Annotated in this window: 18 protein-coding genes; 17 read left to right on the top strand and 1 reads right to left on the bottom strand. The window is 61.3% G+C overall.

The annotated features are described in order from the left end of the window. The first annotated feature begins 88 nt into the window (after nt 1–88). The gene (locus HS122_14365; GenBank protein ID MBE7539581.1) at nt 89–628 is read left to right on the top strand and encodes a sigma-70 family RNA polymerase sigma factor; all 540 of its coding nucleotides are present in this window, start codon (nt 89–91) and stop codon (nt 626–628) included. 8 nt (nt 629–636) lie between these two features. Here HS122_14365 and HS122_14360 read toward each other — a convergent pair whose 3' ends face one another. Beyond that, the gene (locus HS122_14360) at nt 637–3,000 is read right to left on the bottom strand and encodes a copper-translocating P-type ATPase (protein ID MBE7539580.1); all 2,364 of its coding nucleotides are present in this window, start codon (nt 2,998–3,000) and stop codon (nt 637–639) included. Between the two features lie 197 nt (nt 3,001–3,197). Here HS122_14360 and HS122_14355 point away from each other — a divergent pair, with 197 nt between their 5' ends. The 16 genes from HS122_14355 (at nt 3,198) to HS122_14280 (ending at nt 20,805) form a co-directional block, all read left to right on the top strand. Further along, nucleotides 3,198–3,623, top strand: coding sequence for a hypothetical protein (locus tag HS122_14355; protein MBE7539579.1), 426 nt, complete (start codon nt 3,198–3,200; stop codon nt 3,621–3,623). Between the two features lie 119 nt (nt 3,624–3,742). Next, a complete protein-coding gene (locus HS122_14350; GenBank protein MBE7539578.1) occupies nt 3,743–4,159 on the top strand; it encodes a hypothetical protein in 417 nt (138 codons plus the stop codon). A 7-nt stretch (nt 4,160–4,166) separates the two neighbouring features. Next, a complete protein-coding gene (locus tag HS122_14345; protein ID MBE7539577.1) occupies nt 4,167–6,401 on the top strand; it encodes a multicopper oxidase domain-containing protein in 2,235 nt (744 codons plus the stop codon). A gap of 20 nt (nt 6,402–6,421) precedes the next feature. After that, the gene (locus HS122_14340) at nt 6,422–6,736 is read left to right on the top strand and encodes a hypothetical protein (GenBank protein ID MBE7539576.1); all 315 of its coding nucleotides are present in this window, start codon (nt 6,422–6,424) and stop codon (nt 6,734–6,736) included. A gap of 146 nt (nt 6,737–6,882) precedes the next feature. Continuing rightward, nucleotides 6,883–7,923: an exo-alpha-sialidase gene (locus HS122_14335; protein MBE7539575.1), complete on the top strand. Its 1,041-nt coding sequence runs from the start codon at nt 6,883–6,885 to the stop codon at nt 7,921–7,923. Nucleotides 7,924–7,970: 47 nt separating this feature from the next. Next, complete coding sequence (locus HS122_14330; protein ID MBE7539574.1) at nt 7,971–9,908, top strand: copper resistance system multicopper oxidase; 1,938 nt, start codon at nt 7,971–7,973, stop codon at nt 9,906–9,908. A 178-nt stretch (nt 9,909–10,086) separates the two neighbouring features. Then, entirely contained in the window at nt 10,087–10,731 is a 645-nt protein-coding gene (locus tag HS122_14325) for a copper resistance protein B (GenBank protein ID MBE7539573.1), read from the top strand. Then, nucleotides 10,728–10,997 carry a hypothetical protein gene (locus tag HS122_14320; protein ID MBE7539572.1) on the top strand — a complete coding sequence of 90 codons (270 nt, stop codon included), beginning with the start codon at nt 10,728–10,730 and terminating at the stop codon, nt 10,995–10,997. The genes HS122_14325 and HS122_14320 overlap by 4 nt, the downstream gene beginning before the upstream one ends. Before the next feature lie 781 nt (nt 10,998–11,778). Then, nucleotides 11,779–13,035: a TolC family protein gene (locus tag HS122_14315; protein ID MBE7539571.1), complete on the top strand. Its 1,257-nt coding sequence runs from the start codon at nt 11,779–11,781 to the stop codon at nt 13,033–13,035. Continuing rightward, a complete protein-coding gene (locus HS122_14310) occupies nt 13,032–13,742 on the top strand; it encodes a hypothetical protein (GenBank protein ID MBE7539570.1) in 711 nt (236 codons plus the stop codon). The genes HS122_14315 and HS122_14310 overlap by 4 nt, the downstream gene beginning before the upstream one ends. Before the next feature lie 40 nt (nt 13,743–13,782). Beyond that, nucleotides 13,783–16,959 carry an efflux RND transporter permease subunit gene (locus HS122_14305; GenBank protein MBE7539569.1) on the top strand — a complete coding sequence of 1,059 codons (3,177 nt, stop codon included), beginning with the start codon at nt 13,783–13,785 and terminating at the stop codon, nt 16,957–16,959. After that, on the top strand, nt 16,956–17,363 hold the full coding sequence (locus tag HS122_14300; protein MBE7539568.1) for a hypothetical protein: 408 nt from the start codon (nt 16,956–16,958) through the stop codon (nt 17,361–17,363). Before HS122_14305 ends, HS122_14300 begins: the two co-directional genes overlap by 4 nt. 29 nt (nt 17,364–17,392) lie before the next feature. Further along, a complete protein-coding gene (locus HS122_14295) occupies nt 17,393–17,860 on the top strand; it encodes a hypothetical protein (protein MBE7539567.1) in 468 nt (155 codons plus the stop codon). 40 nt (nt 17,861–17,900) lie between these two features. Then, complete coding sequence (cadA, locus tag HS122_14290) at nt 17,901–19,847, top strand: cadmium-translocating P-type ATPase (protein ID MBE7539566.1); 1,947 nt, start codon at nt 17,901–17,903, stop codon at nt 19,845–19,847. A 6-nt stretch (nt 19,848–19,853) separates the two neighbouring features. Further along, nucleotides 19,854–20,111, top strand: coding sequence for a hypothetical protein (locus tag HS122_14285; GenBank protein MBE7539565.1), 258 nt, complete (start codon nt 19,854–19,856; stop codon nt 20,109–20,111). 31 nt (nt 20,112–20,142) lie between these two features. Continuing rightward, a complete protein-coding gene (locus HS122_14280) occupies nt 20,143–20,805 on the top strand; it encodes a methyltransferase domain-containing protein (protein MBE7539564.1) in 663 nt (220 codons plus the stop codon). The last annotated feature ends 2 nt before the right edge of the window (nt 20,806–20,807 follow it).

The following is a 20,807-nucleotide window of genomic DNA, read 5'->3' as shown; positions in this document are numbered from 1 at the left end:
TCTGCGCGAAGCAAGCGGCGGCAGTTGCAACCGCTCAGCAGGAGCTTAACGTCTCGCGAGCAAAAAGTAACAACGCGCACCTTTTCCCATGGACCAAACCGACAGCCTCGCCCCCATTCTCGCCCAGAGAGCCCGATTCCGGGCTTATCTGGTGGCGCGATTAGGAAACGAGGCCGACGCTGACGATGTGCTGCAAAACGGCCTCGTGAAAGCCATGCGGTCCGCAGGTGGGGTTTCGGATGCGGAGAAGTTAACGGCTTGGTTTTATCGGTTGTTGCGAAATGCCTTGGTTGACCATGTGCGCAGCAGGTCGGCCACTGCCCAGCGGGATGCCGATTGGACAGTTGATCTGGGCCAAACGCACGAGGTATCTGAGAAAACGGTATGCGCGTGTTTCGAGGGCCTTATCGAGAACCTCAAACCCCGCGAAGCCGAACTCGTCAGGCGGGCCGAGTTGGGTGGGGAGGCAGTAACGGTGGTCGCCCGCTCGCTCGGTATCTCCCCTGGGAACGCGAGTGTGGCGTTGCATCGCGCCCGGGCGGCACTCCGCAAGCGCTTGGAAGAGTTCTGCGGGGAGTGCGCGAATGGGGCGTGCCGCGATTGCGACTGCCCCAAGCCGGGCGGCTGACCTCCGGGTTACAATTTTTCTCGGCGAAGTCGTAGCGAATTGGTGATGACCGACACGCTACTGAGGGCCATGGCTGCCCCCGCCACCACCGGATTCATGAGCCACCCAATGACGGGATAGAGGATACCGGCCGCCAAAGGCACGCCCGCCGCATTGTAGATGAAAGCGAAGAACAGGTTCTGGCGGATATTTTTCATAACCATGCGACTGAGCACGAGGGCCGTAACAATGCCACGCAGGTCGCCTTTCACGAGGGTGATGCCTGCGCTTTCAATCGCCACGTCCGTGCCCGTGCCCATGGCGATCCCCACATCTGCGGCGGCGAGTGCGGGGGCGTCGTTGATGCCATCGCCGGCCATGGCGACGACCGCGCCCTGACTGCGAAGCTCCTCAATGATCCGATGCTTGTCCTCCGGCGCAAGCTGCGCGCGCACGTCGTCGATGCCCAAGGTCTTGCCCACCACTTCAGCGGTTTTTTGGTGATCGCCGGTCAGCATCACCACCTTCAGCCCAAGGGCGTGCAACCGGCGGATGGCCTCGGCGGAAGAAGGTTTGATCGTGTCGGTCAGTGCGAGCACCCCGGCGACCCGCTGTTCGATAGCGGTCCAGATGACGGTGCCGCCTGCCGCGAGCAGGCGCTCGGCTTCTCGGTCAAACTCCGCCGGGATGGATACCTTCTCATGCAGAAGCCAGGCACGCTTGCCTACGCGGAGAAGCTTTCCCTCCACGATGCCTGACACCCCGGCGCCGGTGACCGAGTTGAAATTCTCTACCCGCGGGAGCTTCAAGCCGCGCCCTTCCGCCGCTTTGACGACCGCATGCGCCAGTGGATGCTCGCTGCCGGCTTCCAACGCGGCAGACCATGCGAGCAACCGCTCCTCGCCGATTGCGGGATCGACGTGCAAACCCGAGAGTTCGGGGCGACCGACCGTGAGCGTGCCCGTCTTGTCGGTCACGAGATGGGTGATCTTTTCTGCGCGCTGCAGGGCGGCGGCATCACGAATGAGCACGCCAAGCGAAGCCCCGCGACCGACTCCGACCATGATCGACATGGGCGTGGCCAGACCAAGTGCGCACGGACAGGCAATGATCAATACGGCTACGGCATTGGTGATGGCATAAGCTAGCCGCGGTTCCGGCCCCCAGACCATCCAGACCGCAAAGGTGGCAAGGCTGATGGCGATGACCGCTGGAACAAAGAATTCCGACACCCGGTCGGCTAATGCTTGGATGGGCGCGCGACTGCGCTGGGCCTGCGCGACCATGTTGACGATTTGGGCTAGCAGTGTGTCGGTCCCGACCTTTTCGGCCCGCATCACGAAACCGCCGGTTTGGTTGACGGTCGCGCCGATGACCCGGTCGCCGGTGTTCTTCTCGACGGGCAACGGCTCGCCGGTGAGCATGGACTCGTCAACGTTGCTTCGCCCCTCGACCAGCACGCCATCGAGCGGAACCTTCTCGCCCGGGCGAACGCGTAGCATATCACCGACCTGGATTCGGTCGAGCGGCACGTCTTCCTCGGCTCCGTCGCGCACCCGTCGCGCCGTTTTCGGTGCCAGCCCGAGCAAGGCTTTCACGGCCTGACCTGTGCGACGGCGCGCGCGTTCCTGGAGGTATTCGCCGAGCACAGCGAGCACGGTGATGATCGCGGCCGCCTCGAAATAGAGGCCGGTCTGACCGCCATGTCGCATTTCGTGGGGAAAAAGATTCGGCGCGAGCAAGGCGACGACGCTGAACAGATAGGCCGCACCGATGCCGAGCCCGAGCAAAGAATACATGTTGGCGCTGCGATGCCGGATGGAATTCCAGGCCCGGCGCCAGATAAAGTCACCGGCCCAAAAGACGACGGGGCTGGCGAGGATGAACTCGCCCCACCGTCGCCACGATTCAGCGGCACCGGTAATTGCCAGTCCCGGCACCATGCCGGCCATTGCTGAAATGAATACAGGCACCGCGAGAGCGCCGCCAATCCACAGCTTGCGCGAGAGTTGTCGTAACTCGAGTTCGTCGTCCGCCTCATCACCGGCTTGCACAGGCTCCAGCGGCATTCCGCACTTGGGGCAGTCTCCCGGGTGGTCTTGGCGCACCTCCGGGTGCATCGGACATGTATAGACGGTCTTGCCCGCACCTGCGAAGGCCGGGTTGCGCTCCAGCGCCATGCCACATTTCGGGCAATCCCCTGGCTGGTCGGATTCGACGCCGGGACACATCGAACAAAAATACTTTGCCGCAGGGGAAGGCGACACGCCCGCTTCGTGGCGATGCCCAGGCTCTCCTGAATGGCAGCAGGAATGCCCTTCAGTCGGCGCCTTGTGCTGGCCAGCCGCATGGTGGGAATGGCCCTTGGGGTGGTCGTGCGAGTGTGGATTCATACCGATTAGACGGAGCCGTTTCCTAGACCTTACACCCCCTAGCGCGAAAGCCCTCAGGGATATGGCTCTCAGCACCTTAAGGGGAAATCTCTGCGGCAGGGATGTTTTTTGAAGGTTGAGCAATAAATGCCGAGGGATTCGCCATGGATGCGGAGTATTATGGGTGAGCCCTCTCCTTCCCAATCCATAATCACCTAATGAATACACCCAACCTACTCCAGTCTGGCCTCGTTCGCAGTCTTTTCGCTGCGTGCATTGTAGCCGCGGCTGCCACCACCACCTCTGCTCACGAAGCCCACAACAAGGGCAAGGCGAAAGCCGACGAGCACGCCGGCATGGCGATGCCGGCCGATTCGGCCCAAGCGGTCGCCGCCTATCCGCTCGTGAACTGCGTCGTTTCGGGCGACAAGCTGGAGGACGGCGACATGGGGCCGCCGATCAACCATGTCTTCAAGCAGGAAGGAAAACCTGACCGCCTTGTGCGCCTCTGCTGCAAGAGCTGCGTGAAGGACTTCAACAAGGACCCGGACAAGTTCCTCAAGATGATCGACGATGCTGCGGCGGCGAAGGCCAAGGGCGAAAAGCCCAAAGAGACTGCGCCTACCGGGCACGGTAATCACTAAGACCTGCGGTTCCCAAATTCTGCGTCGGCCGGGGCGTCGCGCTCCGGCCGAATTTTTTAATCAATCTCGCCATCACTTGTGACGCTATCGCCATGGATTTAACGCTCCTCTTCGGCCGCATGCACCCGCTGGTGCTGCATTTTCCCATCGCACTCATTTTGCTCGCTGCGGGGATCGAGCTGATCCGCCTCCGGTGGGATGGCCCGCGCTTGGCTGGTCTGGTTCCGTTTCTCCTTTTGGTAGGAGCGGTTGGCGCGCTGTTTGCGAGTGTGACCGGATGGGTATTCGCGTTTGAATCATACCCGCGTCCGGCGCTTCGCTGGATGCTGCAATGGCATCGTTGGCTTGGCATCGCGGCTACGGTGTTGGCGGGGGGCGCGGCCTGGGTCACCTTTCGCCTCGCGAACTCCGAAACGCCCGGAGGGCGCTGGCTGCGTCGTTTATCGGTCTGGTTGACTGCCGCCGTCTTGTCGGCAGCGGCGCACCTGGGGGCATTGATGGTATGGGGCGAAGATTACTTCGATACAAACGCCTGACGAACTGATGAAGCTTCTGACCTATTTTCTCGGAGCCGGTGCCTTGATCGCAGCTAACGTTGCCCATGCCTGCGAAGAGTGCGGCGGCAAGGGCAAAGCGCTGTGGACGCTTCGCGAAAGCGAGCCCAAGGCCTCCCAGCTATATCCCGATGCCAAAATCGTCGAATACTCTCTCGACGTTACCGAGACCACGCTGTCTCCCGCCGGCAAGCCCGTGCGTGCGCTTACGCTCAATGGATCTATTCCCGGTCCGACGCTGCGCTTTCGCGAAGGCGATGTCGCCCGCATCCACGTCAACAACCGCCTCGCCAACGAAGAGACCTCGACGCACTGGCACGGCCTGCTTCTCCCCAACCTGGAGGATGGCGTGCCCTACGTCACCACGCCACCCATTCGCGCCGGAGAGTCCCGCACCTTTGAGTTTCTGCTCAAGCACGCCGGCACTTATTGGTATCACAGCCATACCGGCTTGCAGGAGCAGCGCGGCGTTTACGGCAGCATCGTGGTCGAGCCAAAAGCGGGCACGACCGCGCGCATCGACATCCCGCACATCGACCGCGAGGAAGTGATTGTGCTGTCCGACTGGACCAATGAAAACCCGAACGATGTCATGCGCACGCTGCTGCGCGGCAGCGATTGGTATGCGATCCGCAAGGGCACGGCGCAGTCTCTCGTTGGCGCGATTCAAGCCGGAAACCTGAAGGACTATCTCAACCGCGAGAAGTCCCGCCTGCCCCCGATGGATGTATCGGACGTGGCTTACGATGCCTTTCTCGTGAACGGGAAGCCGCTTCAGCGGCTCGCCGCCAAGCCGGGCGAAACCATTCGTCTGCGCGTGATCAACGCCGCCGCCTCAACCTATTTTTATCTCAACTCCGCGGCAGGGCCTCTCACAATCATTGCCGCCGATGGTATCGACGTAGCCCCCATTCACCAAAAGCGCCTGCTCATCGGCATGGCCGAAACTTACGACGTGCTCGTGACCGTCCCTGAATCAGGCGCATGGGAAGTGCGCGCGACCGCGCAGGACAATTCGGGCCACGCCTCGCTTTTCGTGGGCGAAGGTGCGGAGAACACTGCTCCCGCTCCCGGCCCCCTTAATGCCTACAGCATGAACGTCGCGCTCGCGGCCGTGCTGGATCAGCTCGACGACAGCGGCGAACTCACCGACGCCGAAGCGCTCGCCGCCGAGAGCGACCGCCCGCTGCCTCCTTACAAGCGACTCAAGGCGACCGTCCCCACCACGTTGCCTGCGGATGCGCCGGTCCGCGAAGTCACCCTCAAGCTCACCGGCGACATGATGCGCTACCTCTGGTCGATCAACGGCAAGGCCATTGATGAACAGAGCACCATTCCTGTGAAGAAAGGCGAAGTGCTGCGCCTTGTGCTCGTGAACAACACCATGATGCACCATCCCATGCACCTGCACGGGCATTTCTTCCGCCTGCTCATGCCCGACGCGGTGGACCCGAAGTATGCGCCGCTCAAGCACACCGTGGATGTGCCGCCCATGAGTCGCCGCATCATCGAGTTTTACGCCGACGAAGACCGCGACTGGCTGTTTCACTGCCACCTCCTCTATCACATGATGGCTGGCATGGCGCGGGTGTTCAGCTATCCCGCCGGGGCCGAGCTGACCCCTGCCGACGCCACTGCGGTCGCGTCAGCACCGTCTGGGAAAACGCCGGCACCCGGCACCGCCTCCCTCTCGAAATTAGCCTATCGCCCGAACTTGGGCGAACACGCGATGCCTCACACCTATGCTTGGATCGACGGCAGCGTGCAGTCGCACATGAGCATGGGCATGGGCACGATCCAGCGCGGTCGCGACAACCTCAACCTGATGTGGGAAACCGGCTGGGAACGCGTCGAGAAAACCGAATACGAAATCGACGCGACCTATTCGCACTATTTCAACCCGCGTTGGGTCACCTTCGCCGGCTATCGTCTTACCAACATGATGGAGGGCCACGATGCCTTTATCGCCGGGGCCACCTATCGGTTGCCCTACATGGTGGATTTCACGACCACCCTTCAAAGCAACGGCGATGCCCGTGTCGCGTTGGCAAAGATGCTCCAGCTCACCACGCGTGTCGGCGTCATGGCGCGCGCCGAATACGACACAGCGGAGAAATTCTCCTGGCAGCTAGGCGCGTCCTATACGCTCACCAAACGCTTTTCGGTCATCAGCACCTACGATTCCGACTACGGCCTCGGTGCCGGCCTCGGCTTCCGTTTCTAACGCCATCAACATTTCCCAATATGAAAACCAAACGATTCCCGCTCCTCGCGACGCTCGCCCTCGGGCTGTCGGTCGCTCTTTCCTCCGCCTCGGCGATTGCCGCCGACGCTCCCGCCAAACCGGCTGCCGAAAAGAAGGCGGCCGACAAGGGCCCGGCCAAGCCGTATCCCCTCGATGTCTGCCTCGTGACCGACAACGACCTCGGTTCGATGGGTGACGAGACGAGCTTTGTTTACGAGGGTCAGACGGTGAAATTCTGCTGCAAGCCCTGCGAGAGAAAGTTCCTCAAGAATCCGGCCAAATACTTGGAGAAGCTCGCCCCCAAGGCAAAGTAACCCGCCGTTCCGTCGCTTCGAAACTTCCGCTTACAATGCTCACAAATAGCCATGCCCACCGTGTAAGTATTCAGCGTAGTGCGACGGCTGCAAATCCCTGCACCGCTGTCACTTCGGCCCTACGGGGTTTCTCCCGGCGGATGCAAATGCTCGCAGCGTTGTTTCTGGCGGCTCTGATTGCGCAGCCATCCGCGTGGGGCCGCACTGAAATTGCCGAGGCGACACAGCCCCAGCTTTTCAGCGCGCGCGATGGTCGCGTCTGGTTGGCTTACGCCAAGGGCGAGGATTTGTTTGCGGCTTTTTCCAAGGACGGCGGCGTGGAGTTTTCGTCTCCCATAAAAATCGCCAGCGATGAAAAATTCATGATCGGGATGCGTCGAGGGCCGCGTATCGTTGCCGATGGCGATCACGTCACGGTGACAGTAATCGGCAGCGAATTGCTCTCCTTCCACTCTCCGGATGGCGGGCTCACCTGGAGCCCCGCGCACACGATCAACGAAGTGCCGGGAAGCGCGCGGGAAGGTCTGCACGATCTCGCGGCAGCACCCGGTGGCCGCATGTTTGTGACCTGGCTCGATCTGCGCAACGGGAAGATGGAATTGTGGGGAGCCCGCTCAAGCGACGCAGGCCGGACGTGGGCGAAGAACGAGCAGATGTATCGTTCGCCCGATAAATCCGTGTGCGAATGCTGCCATCCCACCGCGCACTACGACGAAGCCGGGAAGCTGGCCGTCATGTGGCGCAACTCCATCGCTGGAAACCGGGACTTGTGGCTCGCGACAGAGGCGACCGGCGCAGGTGGTTTTTCCGCCCAGAAACTCGGCATGGGATCGTGGGCCTTGAACGCCTGCCCGATGGACGGCGGCGACATCCTCGCGCTCGGTGGCGGAGCGTTCACGACCGTGTGGCAGCGTGCGGGTGAAATTTACTACTGTGCTCCGGGCGGCATGGAAATCGGCCTCGGCAAAGGCAAACAGCCGGTCGGTGTTCACGTCGGCGGCCGGTCGATGGTTTTCTGGCAGGATGGCAATCAACTCATGATGACTCGCGATGCCAACAAATCGGCTCCTGCCAAACATGCCGAAAACGCGCGTTATCCCTCTGTCGTCGCGACCGGTGACCACGCCGTTCTCGCGTATGAGCAAGGCAAAGCAGGCGAGACACGAATAGTGATAGAACGTCTCTGATAGGAGGAATCGCCTCCAGTTTGTAACGCTCTGCTTGAATGTCGCCCATGCCAACAAACCTCTCGCCCCATTTTTCACGTCGCCGTTTCCTCAATCTCTCGGCGGCGGGCGGGCTCGCGCTGCTACAGCGGCTTACCCCGGCTTATGCACAGGCGAGTCACGCTGGGCATGGCGCGATGACGGGAACCGGTGGCGATATGGCTGCGGTGACCAACGAAGTGAATCTGGCCATCCGGCGCGCCACGCTCGATCTCGCCGGAACCCCAGCCTCGGCCGTTACGATCAACGGAACGGTGCCCGGCCCGCTTCTGCGCTTCCGCGAAGGCGATGAGGCGGTGATTCGCGTGTCCAATCAGCTCGATGGCGAAGATACGTCGATCCATTGGCACGGGCTTATTCTCCCCGCCGCGATGGACGGCGTCCCTGGTGTCAGTTTTGGTGGCATCAAGCCTGGGGAAACGTTCACTTATCGTTTCCCGCTCAAGCAAAGCGGCACCTATTGGTATCACAGCCATACCGGATTCCAGGAACAGATCGGTGTCTTCGGCCCCATCATCATCGATCCGCGCACGCCTCCGCCTTACGAATACGACCGCGAATACGTGGTGATCCTCTCCGACTGGACCTTTGCCGATCCGCACCTCGTGTATTCGCGGCTCAAAAAACAAAGCAACTATTACAACCGCCAGCGCCGCACGCTGCCCGACCTGGTTCGCGATGCCGGGCGTGAAGGTTGGTCCGCCGCCCTTGCCAGCCGTCGTGAGTGGGCACGGATGCGTATGGACCCCACGGATATTTCCGATCTTACCGGAGCCGCTTACACCTATCTCGTAAACGGCCTTCCCCCCGCCGCCAACTGGACAGGATTGTTCCACCCGGGCGAACGCGTGCGGTTGCGCTTCATCAACGCCTCCGCCGCCACGTATTTTGATGTTCGCATCCCCGGATTGCCGATGACGGTGGTTCAGGCCGACGGCAACGACGTGCAGCCCGTCACGGTGGACGAATTCCGCATCGCCGTGGCCGAGACCTATGATGTCATCATCGAGCCCTCCGAGGATCGTGCCTACATGCTGTTCGCCGAGACGATGGATCGCAGCGGTTACGCTGCGGGCACGCTCGCTCCGCGCCAAGGGATGACCGCTCCGCTCCCGCAACGTCGTGTTCGCCCGATTCGCACGATGGCCGATATGGGCATGGATCACGGTGCTGGCGCAGGCTCGATGGCCGGAATGCCGGGTATGGCGGGTAGAGAGCATTCCGCGCATGGTGGCTCGCCGCCGCCGTCTGCTCCCGTAGGGCACGACATGGCTGCGATGGCCGATATGCCGAAGCCTACACCCGCGGTCGATCATTCCAAAATGGCCGACATGCCTGGCATGAAAATGCCACCCACGCCCCCCGCGAGCAGTGAACACGCCGGTATGGCGATGCCCGCCGTGCAACCTGCCCCGGCGTCTGCTGCCGTCCCGCATGGCCCTGACAATCATGGAGCGGGCAATTCGATGGTCGCGATGGCACCGCGCAATCGCCTGCATGAGCGCGGCACGGGTTTGGAAGATGCTCCCCATCGTGTGCTCGTTTACACGGATCTGCGCAGCCTTCAGCCGCGAGCCGAAGTGCGTCCGCCTGACCGCGAAATCGAACTCCATATCACGGGCAACATGGAGCGCTATATCTGGGGCTTTGACGGGAAGACTTTTTCGGAAGCCGCCGCTCCCATCGCTTTCAAACTCGGCGAGCGCGTGCGCCTCACGTTTGTCAACGACACCATGATGGATCACCCCATGCACCTGCACGGCATGTGGAGCGAGCCCGAGAACGGAGCCGGTGCCTATCGACCGAAAAAGCACACAATTAACGTGAAGCCCGCCGAACGCCTCTCGCTCGACATCGAGGCCGATGCGCCTGGGTTCTGGGCTATGCACTGCCATATTCTCTATCACATGGAAGCCGGCATGTTCCGCGTAGTCTCCGTCGCCTGAACCCTCGCCGCCCGCCATGCACCGTTTTCTCTCCTTCCTTGGCGTCAGCCTCATAGCCGCCAGCCCGCTACTCGCTCAACACGCCGGACACGGCACGGGTGCGGATGCACCGGCAACTCTTGTCACGGGGCAGCCTCCGCACCTCGCTCAAGGCTGGGCTCCGCCCGTCGAAGACAGGATGAAATTTAATTACGTCCTCATCGACCGGCTGGAGTTTTCCTCGGGCGATTCCGCTGACGCACTCAACCTGGATGCCGAAGGTTGGTATGGCGGTGATAAAAATAAGTTTTGGTGGAAAGCCGAGGGCACGAGCCAGCTTTCCGGTCGCAGCGAAGGTGAAGGCGAAGTTCAAGCGCTTTATAGCCGGCTGGTGGCACCCTTCTGGAATTTTCAAACCGGACTCCGCTACGATCGCTCATGGGGAACCGGATCGGATCGGGGTCGCACTTTTGCCGTGATTGGCTATGAGGGTTTGGCCCCTTACTGGCTCGAATTCGAGCCAGCCCTGTTCTTGAGCGAGAATGGCGATCTATCCGCGCGGTTGGCCGCAACTTACGATGCGCTTCTTACGCAAAAACTCATCCTTCAGCCACGTGTTGAGGTAAATGTTGCCCTGCAAAGCGCGCGTGAATTCGGCGTGGAGAAGGGGCTCAACGATTTCGAGATCGGCCTTCGCCTTCGATATGAACTACGACGTGAGTTTGCTCCATACATCGGCGTAGTTTGGACTAGGCAACTAGGCAAAACCGCCGATTTGCGACGGCAGGAGGACGATGTCACCGAAGTGGTTAGCCTTGTCGTTGGCATGCGTGCCTGGTGGTGACATTCAGGCCGAAAGCTTCGTCAATCAACGGTGTCCTTGATCGCATTTCAGAGGACACACGCACGATTTTCTTCATCACAGCGGCAATCGAGAATATCCTCACAGGCTATCGAGGCCGCAAAACCTATCGGATTATCGGGATGAAGAACGCATCGAAAAATTTTGCTGTGGCGGAGCTAGGCAAGAATTTTGCGTCCTGTTCGGAAACGCACTTTTGGCGAAAAACAGCCGCTACCTTTGCCAAGGTGATGCGTGCCCGCTTCTGAATGTGAATTCGAGCGAAGCGAGCGTAACGTCTTAGTTTGAGGGATTGGGCTCACGATCTATTCGGACTCAGTTGATTCTTTCGACCGCGTCAAACTCCACAGCGACAATCAGTAGTCGCTTTTTTTCGGCTGAGTTGAAGGCTTGGGCAGGGTGAGCGTGGCCAAGTGGCAATTGACAAAAAACGCGCTGCGTCGATTAGTGAGAACAGTGTCCACGCTCCGCCACATCATCGCGATTGTCCTGTTGGCCCTTTGGTTGCCGACAACTCAGCATTGCGGATTGGAGGCAGCGGGGCTGATCGCAGCAGAATCTCCCCACGGAGCTGACGTCGGGTGTTGTCAGACGGGCAGCGGTCCTTGCACCCATGACGGATGCAATGTGGTCGAGGGCAGCCTCATTAAGTCCAGCAATGAGGCCATCAAGGTGCCAACTCCCTCGTTGGCGGCCTGCACGTGTTTTCTTTGTTTGCAGCTCTTGCCGTCAGTATGGGCGGTTGAGCCAAGCCTTGCGGTTTCGAAGCCCGAGACCCCGGAGCATTGGGTTCCGGCCTGGCAGTTTGTCCGTCGAGCCGCGCCGTTGTCGCGCGCGCCTTCGCTCGTTGGTTGATTAGTCCCTGCGCGGACTGATCGACCCTTTTCTATTCCATCCCGCTGCGGGACGCGTGCGCGCGTCTGCAATCCTCGGGGTGTTTTTCGTTCACCACCTTGTCACGCCCATTTACTTTTCATGAATCCTATTGTTTCCACGCCCTCCTACTTCATCCGCCCGAGCCTCGGGTTGATGCTCCTCACCCTTGCGGGTGTCGCACACGCCCAAAGCGTGCCCGGTGAAGCCGCGACTGCCGTTTCACTGTCCGCGCTCGTCAGCGAAATCACGGCCAAAAATCCCGAGCGCCAATTTTATCAGGAAGAAATTGCCGCCGCCAAAGCCGGGGTGCGCATCTCCTCACGCCTGAGCGACCCCGAGTTGTCTTTTGATATCGGTCAAAAGCGCTTGAAGGACTCATCGGGCGCCAGGATCGGCGACGGTGCGGTTTGGTCTGTCTCCGTCACGCAGACCTTCGAATGGCCTGGCCGTCTCTCCCTGCGTAAGGCTATCGCCAACCGACAGGTTGAACTGGCCGAACTGGGCGTCGCCCGGTTTGAAAACGCCCTGACGGCGCGTGCGCGCACGCTGGCTTTCGGTCTCTACGCCGCCAACGCCAAGGCGGCGGCGATCAGGGAAGTTTCCGACCGATTCTCCTCGCTCAAGGAAACCTTCCTTGCCCGCGATCCGGCTGGCATCACGCCCCTGCTGGAAACACGCGTGATCGAGGCAAGCGAACTCGCCCTCCAGCGACGCGCAACCGAAGCTGAGCTTGCCGTGCAGGCGGCGCTGATCGAACTCAATCAGCTTCGTGGCGTGGCCGTTGATGCCCCGCTGCGGGTGGCCGCTCCGGCCCTTAGTTTTGCCTCCTTGCCTGCCACCCCTGATCTGCTGGCCGCCGCCCGCGAGAAGAACTTCGACTACCGGATGCGGCTGGTTGAATTGGAACAACAGGGGTTTGCCGTCAGTCTCGCCCGCAACGAGCGCTATCCCGGCATCAGCGTGAGTCCGTATCTCTCGCGGGACAACGTGGGTGACCGCGAGACCATCGTCGGCCTCGGACTGAGCGTTCCCTTGCCTGTCTCGGGTCGCACGGGTGCGGCCGTGGAAGTGGCCAATGCCCGCCGCCGGCAGGCGGAAGCCGCTGTGCTGGTCACGCTGCGCGAACTCGACCGTGAGGTCATCACGTCTGCACAGGCCTTCGCCACCAAGCTCGCCGAGTCGCGGCATTGGTCGCCCGATGCCGTGCAGAAATTCCGCGAAGCTGCGGATCTGGCCGACCGCCACTACCGGACCGGCGCGGTGCCCATCGCCACCTACGTCGAATTGCAGAACAGCTACCTCGATGCCGTCGAAGCGTTGCTCGATACCCAAAGCGAAACGCTGGTGGCCGGACTCAAGGTCCAGCAGCTCACCGGCATTGAACTCAACCCTGTCGAAATCAAGCCATGAACCCTCGTCTTTGGTTTCCAATCGGTCTGGCCGCCTCGGCTCTGTTTCTTGCCGGCTGCGGCAAGAAGGCGGCTTCCGAAGCAGGGCACGACCACTCCGAGCATGCCGAGGGTGCGGAAGGTGAGGAAAGCGGCGTTACCTTCAAGGAAGGCCGCGGACTGCAACTTACACCCGAGGTCGTCAAGGCACTCCGTTTAGTCACCGCGGAAGCGGAGGACCGTGCGCTCGCGGCCGAGATGAATATCACGGTCCAGGTATTCACGATCACGCCTCAGGTGCTGGCCAGCGCTCGACTGCCCGCCGATCAGATTAAACCATTTGAGCAGTCCAGTTTCACCGGCGCGAAACTGGTGCGAATTGATCGCTCCGCCGTTTCGGCGACGCGCCTCGTTGACCTGGTCTTCGAGCTGGGCGCCTCGGCAAACCATAAGATCGGCGACTTCGTGACACTCGCGCTCGCAGTCGAACCGAAGTTGGTCCTCACCGTGCCCCGTTCCGCCGTCCTCGAAGGTGCCACCGATACCTTCGTTTACGTCGTCAATAGCGGCGCCTACCTGCGCACGTCGGTCAAGGTGGGCGCACGTTCAGCCGACTTCATCGAAATCGCCGACGGTCTTTATGCCGGCGATGTCGTGGTGGTGACGCCTGTCGATCAGCTCTGGCTGGCCGAATTGCGTCTAACCAAGGGCGGCGGCCATAGCCACTGATCCTTCTCTTCTCATTTTTTAACTCCCACATCCCTTTCCTATGATCGACAAGATTCTCGAGTTTGCCCTCCGCCAGCGCGTGTTCGTGCTGCTCGGCGCAGTGGCGCTCATATTCATCGGCGCTTGGTCAGCCTCCCAGCTGCCCATCGATGCCGTGCCCGACATCACCAACGTTCAGGTGCAAATCAACACCTCGGTGCCTTCACTCGCACCTGAGGAAATCGAGAAACTCGTCACCTATCCCATCGAAGTCGAGATGGGTGGAATCGAGAAACTCCTCGAAGTCCGCTCCATCTCGAAATTCGGCCTTTCGCAAGTCACCCTGATTTTCAAGGAAGGCGCAGACATCTATCGCGCCCGCCAACTTGCGGGTGAGCGCCTTCAAGCCGTTCTGGATGAGTTGCCGCCGGGCGTCACACCGAAACTCGCCCCCATCACCACGGGCCTCGGTGAAATCTACCACTACACGGTCCGCTATAAAGAGGGTTTCAAGGATGCCCCGGCCGATGCGGTGGACCGGCTGCGTGAACTCAAGCTGGCACAAGATTATATCGTGAAGCCCGCGTTGCGCACCGTGCCCGGCGTTACGGAGGTCAATACTTCCGGTGGCTACGATAAGCAGATCGTGATTATGCCCAATCCCGCAAAGCTCACGAGCGTGGGTCTCACCGTGGGTGAGGTGGCCGACATCGTCGCAGAGAACGTCGCCAACGCCGGCGGCTCGGTGGTGGAGAAGGGCGGCGAGTCCGTTACGGTGCGTGCCATCGGGCGGGTGCAGACGACAGAGGAGATCGCCAACCTGCCGATCAAATTCTCCGGTGCCCGCGCGGGCACATTGCGCGTCAAAGACGTGGCTGATGTCGGCATCGGTTCCGGCGTTCGCACGGGCTCCGCGACCCACGATGGGGCAGAGGCCGTGCTCGGTTCTGCCCTCATGCTTATTGGCGAGAACAGCCGGTTGGTTTCCAGCCGGGTGCATGAGCGTATTGCCGAACTGCAATCAAAGCTACCCAACGGCATGGAGGTTGAAACGGTGTATAACCGCACCGACTTGGTTAATTCGACCATCCGCACGGTGGAGACAAATCTCTTTGAGGGTGCGATCCTGGTGATCGCCATCCTCATCGGACTGCTCGGCAACTGGCGTGCCGCCCTGATTGTCGCCACCGCCATTCCGCTTTCCATGCTCTTCGCCATGACCGGCATGGTTCGCTATGGCGTGTCGGGCAATCTCATGAGTCTCGGAGCCGTGGACTTCGGTCTGATCGTGGACGGGGCGGTGGTCATGGCCGAGAATATCGTGCGCATGCTGGCCCAGCGTCAGCATCAACTCGGTCGCCTCCTGAGCAAGGAAGAGCGCCTGCATACCATCCTGACCGCCTGCAAACAGGTCGGCACACCCACCGTCTTCGGTGTGGCCATCATCACCATCGTTTACCTGCCGATGTTCACCCTCACGGGCATCGAAGGGAAAATGTTCACGCCGATGGCCTTCACCGTCGTCTTCGCCCTCATTGGCGCGCTCATTCTCGCGCTCACGGTTGTGCCGGTGCTGTGCTCGTTCTTCATGACGGCAAAGGTCAGCGAAGAGGACAACTTCCTCATTCGCTTTGCCAAGCGACTCTACACGCCGGTGCTTCACTTCAGCCTGCGCATGCGCTGGCTCATGTCAGCCATTGCCATTGGCATATTCGGCGTGTCGATGTGGGTGTTCACTCACCTTGGCGCGGAGTTCATTCCGCAGCTCGACGAGGGTTCGCTCGCCGCTCAGATGATCCGCACGACCAGCATTGGTCTTGGGCCGTCGGTGCAAATGCAGACTGCCGCCGAGAAGCTGATGTTGGAAAAGTTCCCGGAAGTAACCCATACCTTCGCCCGCGTCGGCACCTCCGAGGTGGCGACCGATCCGATGGGCGTGAACGTGGGCGACAGCTATATCATGATGAAACCGCCCTCCGAGTGGCGGAAGATCGACGGTCGCACCATCACCAAGGATGAACTGACCAATCTCATGTCGAAGGAGCTGGCCGTTCACTTCCCCGCCCAGAGCTACCTCTTTTCCCAACCGATTGAATTGCGTTTTAACGAACTGCTCTCGGGCAGCCGGGCCGACATCGCCATCAAGGTTTTTGGTGACGACTACGACACTTTGGAAAAGGTCGCCGGCGAGGTCCGCGAAATCGTGGAGAAGATCCCCGGGGCGGCCGACGTGGAGTTTGATGCGGCAGGCAAGGCGCCCGTCCTCCAGGTCGTCCTCAACCGCACGGCCATGACGCGCTACAACGTCCACGCCGATGAGGTAAACAAGGTGATCGAGACCGCGTTCGCTGGCGTCGAGGGCGGGGTGATCATTGATGGCAATCGCCGTTATCCCATAATCACCCGTCTGCCGGAATCGGCGCGGCAGGATTTTGCCAACGTTGCCAATCTCCCCATCCGCACGACCGACGGCGGCATGGTCACCCTCGGCCAGGTGGCCGACGTGAGCATGACCGAAAGCGTCAACACCATCAGCCGTGAGGCGTTCCAGCGCCGCATGGCGATTCAGGTCAACCTGCGCGGCCGCGATGTGCAGAGCTTCGTTTTGGAAGCACAGCAAAAGATAGGAGCCGAGGTTAAGTTGCCCGAAGGCTATTTCGTCGAATACGGCGGGGCCTTCAAGAACCTCCAGGAGGCGCGCACCCGGCTGATGATCGTGGTGCCAGCCGCGCTCGCCCTGATCTTCCTGCTGATCTTCATGGCCTTTGGCAGCGTCAGACAGGCCTTGATTGTTTACACCGGCATCCCCCTCGCCGTCACCGGCGGCGTCTTCGCCCTCTGGCTGCGCGACCTGCCTTTCTCCATCTCGGCGGCGGTCGGCTTCATTGCTCTCTCCGGCGTGGCTGTGCTCAACGGCGTCATGATGATCTCCTTCATCAATCAATTGCGCGAAGAGGGAAAGAATGTGCGGGAGGCCGTGGTCGAGGGCGCGCTGACCCGTCTGCGCCCCGTGCTCATGACCGCCTTGGTCGCCGCCCTCGGTTTCGTTCCGATGGCCCTCGCCACGGGGTCGGGCGCTGAGGTCCAGCGCCCCATCGCAACCGTCGTCATCGGCGGCATCATCACGGCGACCTTCCTGACCCTCGTCCTGTTGCCAACGCTCTACTGCTGGTTTGAACGCGACAACCGGCCTTCCCGTTCCGTCAACCCCGCAACTACCAACAAAGGACACGCATGAAAACCCTGCCGTGGCTTTTACTTCTCGGTGTGGTTGGCCTGACCGGCTGCGCCACGCCCTTTCGGGCTCCGCCCGATGTAGCTCATATCAGGCTCGACCGCGCCGACTCTCCGGTCGTCGTGGTCGAAAAAATCTGGCTGGAGCGGAAAAAAGGTCCGCTCGTCGTCAAGGGCTATGTCGTCAAGCGCCTGGAGGCCGAAGACACGACCCAGACCCATCTGGACGTAACCCTCTACGATTCTGCGGGTGGTGTGCTCGGTAGCACCGTGGAGCATTTCGAACCACGCCAGATAATACGACGCTATCGGCGACCCGACTACGCGAGTTACAGCGTAACGCTCGATCCGCTTCCGAGCGGCACCGTGCGGATTGAAGTCCGTGCGCACGAAGGCAACCACTCCTAAACCTCAACCACTCAACAAAGATTATTCCTATGAAAACCATCCGTAACCTCATCCTTGCATCATTCGCGCTGCTGGCCACGGCCGTGGCGTTCGCCGCCAAGCCGATTCCCGGCCCCAAAGGCGGCAAAATCGTCACCACAGAGGCTCCCCACGTGGAGTTCTTCGTCGAGAAGGACCGCTCCGTCATCGTATCCTTCTACGACAAGGATCTTAAAGCCGTGGCTCCGTCCGGTCAGGTGGTTTCGGCGATCGCCGAAGCCAAGACCGGCAAGGTAAACCTCACGTTCGCTGCCAAGGACGGCGCGCTCGTGTCGGCCGCTCCTTTGCCCGACGGCGATGGCTATCGCGTCGTCGTTCAAGTCCGTGACTCGGCCCAAGCGAAACCCAAGAACTATCGCCTGGAATTTCACGACGAAGCCTGCGGCGAGTGCAAGCGGGCCGAATACGCCTGCATCTGCGAAGAACACGGTGAAGAGGCAGGCGAACACAAACACTGAGGTCAACGCGATGCCGTCCCCCGCCTGAAGACCAAACACCATGAGTGAAGACGAGCATAGCCACGAATCGTGTTGCGAGCACTCGCAAGACAACCGATTCGAGAGTCTGAGCTTGCTCGTGTCGGGCGTGCTCGTGGGAGCCGCCCTTCTAGCCAGCCAATGGGAGGATGACGGTCGCACGCTCACCGCCCTCCTTGCGGGCGCTGGTATGCTGGCCGGCGGCTGGTTCCTGTTGCCCAAAGCGTGGCGGGCCGTCCGTCGATTACGTCCTGACATCAATCTGTTGGTCGTCATCGCCGCCATCGGGGCGTCGGTGATCGGCGAGTGGGTCGAGGCTTCGGCCGTGGTGTTTCTCTTCGGTGTGGCTGAGTGGCTTGAGGGTTGGGCGGACCGGAGGGCACGGCGTGCCACCGAGGCCTTGCTGGAACTGGCACCGAAGGTTGCCCTCGTAATGCGTGAGGGCAAATTCGTGGAGATGCCGGTCGATCAGGTGTCGGTCGGCGACACGGTTGCCACCAAATCCGGCATGAGCATCCCGCTCGATGGCGTGGTGCTGACCGGCGAATCTGCAGTCAATCAAGCGCCGATCACCGGCGAATCCGTGCCGGTGGACAAGAAGCCTGGCGACACCGTATTTGCTGGCACCATCAATGGAGAAGGATCGCTGCAGATCAAAGTGACCAAGACGACCGGCGACACGACACTGGCTCGGATCATCCGGTTGGTTGCAGAGGCGCAGGAGCAGAAAGCGCCCACGCAACGCTTCGTAGATGTGTTCGCCCGCTACTACACGCCTGCCGTTACCGGCGTGGCGCTGCTGGTGTTCCTCGTGCCGCCTCTGTTGCTGGGAGGTGACTGGAACACTTGGCTCTATCGCGCCTGTGTGCTGCTCATCATCGCCTGTCCGTGCGCCTTGGTGATCTCGACGCCGGTCAGTATTGTCGCCGGCCTGACAGCACTTGCGCGGCGCGGGGTGTTGGTCAAAGGCGGCGCTCATCTCGAAACCATCGGTCGCCTCAAGGGATTGGCCGTGGACAAGACCGGAACCATCACGGAAGGAAAACCGCAGGTGCTCGGCGTTGAGTTGCTGGGTTCGGCGACCATGTCGCAGGTGCTGGGAGTTGCGGCGGCCATTGACGAACACTCCGCCCATCCCCTGGCCAAGGCCGTGGTCGCGCACGCACAGGAGCAAAAGATTTCCTACGACCGGGCCTCAAATTATCAGGCCCGCAGCGGACGCGGAGCCGAGGGCGTGATCGATGGTCATGCCTATTTCGTCGGCAACCACCGGTTCGCCCACGAATTCGGAGTGTGCTCGGAGAGTGTCGAAACCCGGTTGGCGGCAATCGAGGCCCAGGGGCAGTCTGTCGTGGTGGTCGGCCATCGTCCGCACGACGGATGCAAAGGAGAGGTTCTGGGCATCGTCGCCATCGGTGACACACTGAGACCCAACGCCAAGGCCGCAATAGCGGCGCTGCACGCGGCCGGTGTCGAACAAGTGGTGATGCTGAGTGGCGACAACCAGCGCACTGCGGATTTCATCGCGCGACAGGTTGGGATCGACGAAGCCCGGGGCGACCTGCTGCCGGACGACAAGGTCGAGGCCGTGAAGGCCCTGCGCGCAAAGCACGGTGTGGTCGGCATGGTGGGCGACGGCGTGAATGATGCTCCTGCGATGGCCACGGCCAGCATAGGCATCGCGATGGGCGCGGCCGGCACGGACGCCGCCATCGAGACGGCCGATATCGCCCTGATGCAGGACGAACTCGCGAAGATTGCGGAGACCATCCGCCTCGGCCGGCGCACCCTTGGTATCATCCATTTCAACATCGCCTTCGCTCTCGGGCTGAAGGCCATCTTCCTCCTCCTCACCCTGATGGGGCACGCCAGCCTGTGGCTGGCCATTATGGCGGACACCGGTGCCACCCTGCTTGTCGTTGCTAACGCCCTGCGCCTGCTCGCCGCACCCAAGTCTGTTGCCCAATGACATGCCGTGAAGGCGAAACGACCATTGAGGAAGGCAGCCAGGCCCTCGCGCAGAGTGCAGTGGCAGCCCGAAGTCGTGCCGTGGGGAATCGGACTTGGGTTGCTGTTCGGCTTTGCTGCTGAAATTTACTGGCACGGAAACATGCTGTGGATGACCGGGGGTGGTATCGGCGGTGGGCTGCTGGGGGCGGTCTGCGACACCGCGCTCTTCGCCTACCGTCACATTCGTCGCAAACACCAGACGAACAAGGGACTTCACCCGTGAGGAAGACGCTGTCAGTTTCGCGTGTGACCGGATGACTGCTCCCGCATCAAGCAATACCGCCGCGCCAGTTGCGCCGGACCGACTGAATCGGTTCAGGTATACGCTCTACGCGCCGATCTACGACCGGCTGGCGTGCATCTTCGCCGGACAACGCGGCGCTGCCATCGCCGCCCTTCGTCTGCGCCCCGGGCAGCGGGTTCTGTTGGTCGCCTGTGGCACGGGTCTGGATTTGGAGTTCATCCCCAGCGGGGTGCTCGTGTCCGGTCTCGATCTAACGCCCGGCATGGTGGGCCGGGCGGAGGCTCGCGCACGTCGTCACGGATTCGAAGGTTCATTTCTGGTCGGTGATGCACGCTCGCTGCCGTTCCCGGATGGCTGTTTCGACGTGGTGCTCCTGCACCTCATTCTCGCGGTTGCACCGGAGCCTGAGCGCATTGTCAGCGAAGTTGACCGGGTGCTCGTTCCCGGGGGCACAGTGTCGATCTTCGACAAATTCCTGCCGGCCGGCCAAACTCCCGGTTTGACCCGCCGGTTGGCCAATTGGGTGGCGGCGTTTACGTTCTCCGAACTGAATCGCACAGTCGAACCGCTGGTGACCGGATGTGGCTGGCGTGTGTGCTTGGACGAGCCGGCCGGATTCCGTGGCTCCTACCGCCGCATCATCGCCATCAAGCCGGCGCCGGTCTCCAAGTAACA

The organism is Opitutaceae bacterium, from assembly GCA_015075305.1.
Classification (GTDB): Bacteria; Verrucomicrobiota; Verrucomicrobiia; order Opitutales; family Opitutaceae; genus UBA6669.
This window is presented reverse-complemented; position numbering and strand designations above follow the sequence as displayed.

What these genes read in the sequence shown, in the direction of transcription:
- HS122_14365 (MBE7539581.1), top strand. Translation starts at nt 89, where the DNA reads ATGGACCAAACCGACAGCCTCGCCCCCATTCTCGCCCAGAGAGCCCGA.
- HS122_14360 (MBE7539580.1), bottom strand. Translation starts at nt 3,000, where the DNA reads ATGAATCCACACTCGCACGACCACCCCAAGGGCCATTCCCACCATGCG.
- HS122_14355 (MBE7539579.1), top strand. Translation starts at nt 3,198, where the DNA reads ATGAATACACCCAACCTACTCCAGTCTGGCCTCGTTCGCAGTCTTTTC.
- HS122_14350 (MBE7539578.1), top strand. Translation starts at nt 3,743, where the DNA reads ATGCACCCGCTGGTGCTGCATTTTCCCATCGCACTCATTTTGCTCGCT.
- HS122_14345 (MBE7539577.1), top strand. Translation starts at nt 4,167, where the DNA reads ATGAAGCTTCTGACCTATTTTCTCGGAGCCGGTGCCTTGATCGCAGCT.
- HS122_14340 (MBE7539576.1), top strand. Translation starts at nt 6,422, where the DNA reads ATGAAAACCAAACGATTCCCGCTCCTCGCGACGCTCGCCCTCGGGCTG.
- HS122_14335 (MBE7539575.1), top strand. Translation starts at nt 6,883, where the DNA reads ATGCTCGCAGCGTTGTTTCTGGCGGCTCTGATTGCGCAGCCATCCGCG.
- HS122_14330 (MBE7539574.1), top strand. Translation starts at nt 7,971, where the DNA reads ATGCCAACAAACCTCTCGCCCCATTTTTCACGTCGCCGTTTCCTCAAT.
- HS122_14325 (MBE7539573.1), top strand. Translation starts at nt 10,087, where the DNA reads ATGAAATTTAATTACGTCCTCATCGACCGGCTGGAGTTTTCCTCGGGC.
- HS122_14315 (MBE7539571.1), top strand. Translation starts at nt 11,779, where the DNA reads ATGCTCCTCACCCTTGCGGGTGTCGCACACGCCCAAAGCGTGCCCGGT.
- HS122_14310 (MBE7539570.1), top strand. Translation starts at nt 13,032, where the DNA reads ATGAACCCTCGTCTTTGGTTTCCAATCGGTCTGGCCGCCTCGGCTCTG.
- HS122_14305 (MBE7539569.1), top strand. Translation starts at nt 13,783, where the DNA reads ATGATCGACAAGATTCTCGAGTTTGCCCTCCGCCAGCGCGTGTTCGTG.
- HS122_14300 (MBE7539568.1), top strand. Translation starts at nt 16,956, where the DNA reads ATGAAAACCCTGCCGTGGCTTTTACTTCTCGGTGTGGTTGGCCTGACC.
- HS122_14295 (MBE7539567.1), top strand. Translation starts at nt 17,393, where the DNA reads ATGAAAACCATCCGTAACCTCATCCTTGCATCATTCGCGCTGCTGGCC.
- cadA (MBE7539566.1), top strand. Translation starts at nt 17,901, where the DNA reads ATGAGTGAAGACGAGCATAGCCACGAATCGTGTTGCGAGCACTCGCAA.
- HS122_14280 (MBE7539564.1), top strand. Translation starts at nt 20,143, where the DNA reads ATGACTGCTCCCGCATCAAGCAATACCGCCGCGCCAGTTGCGCCGGAC.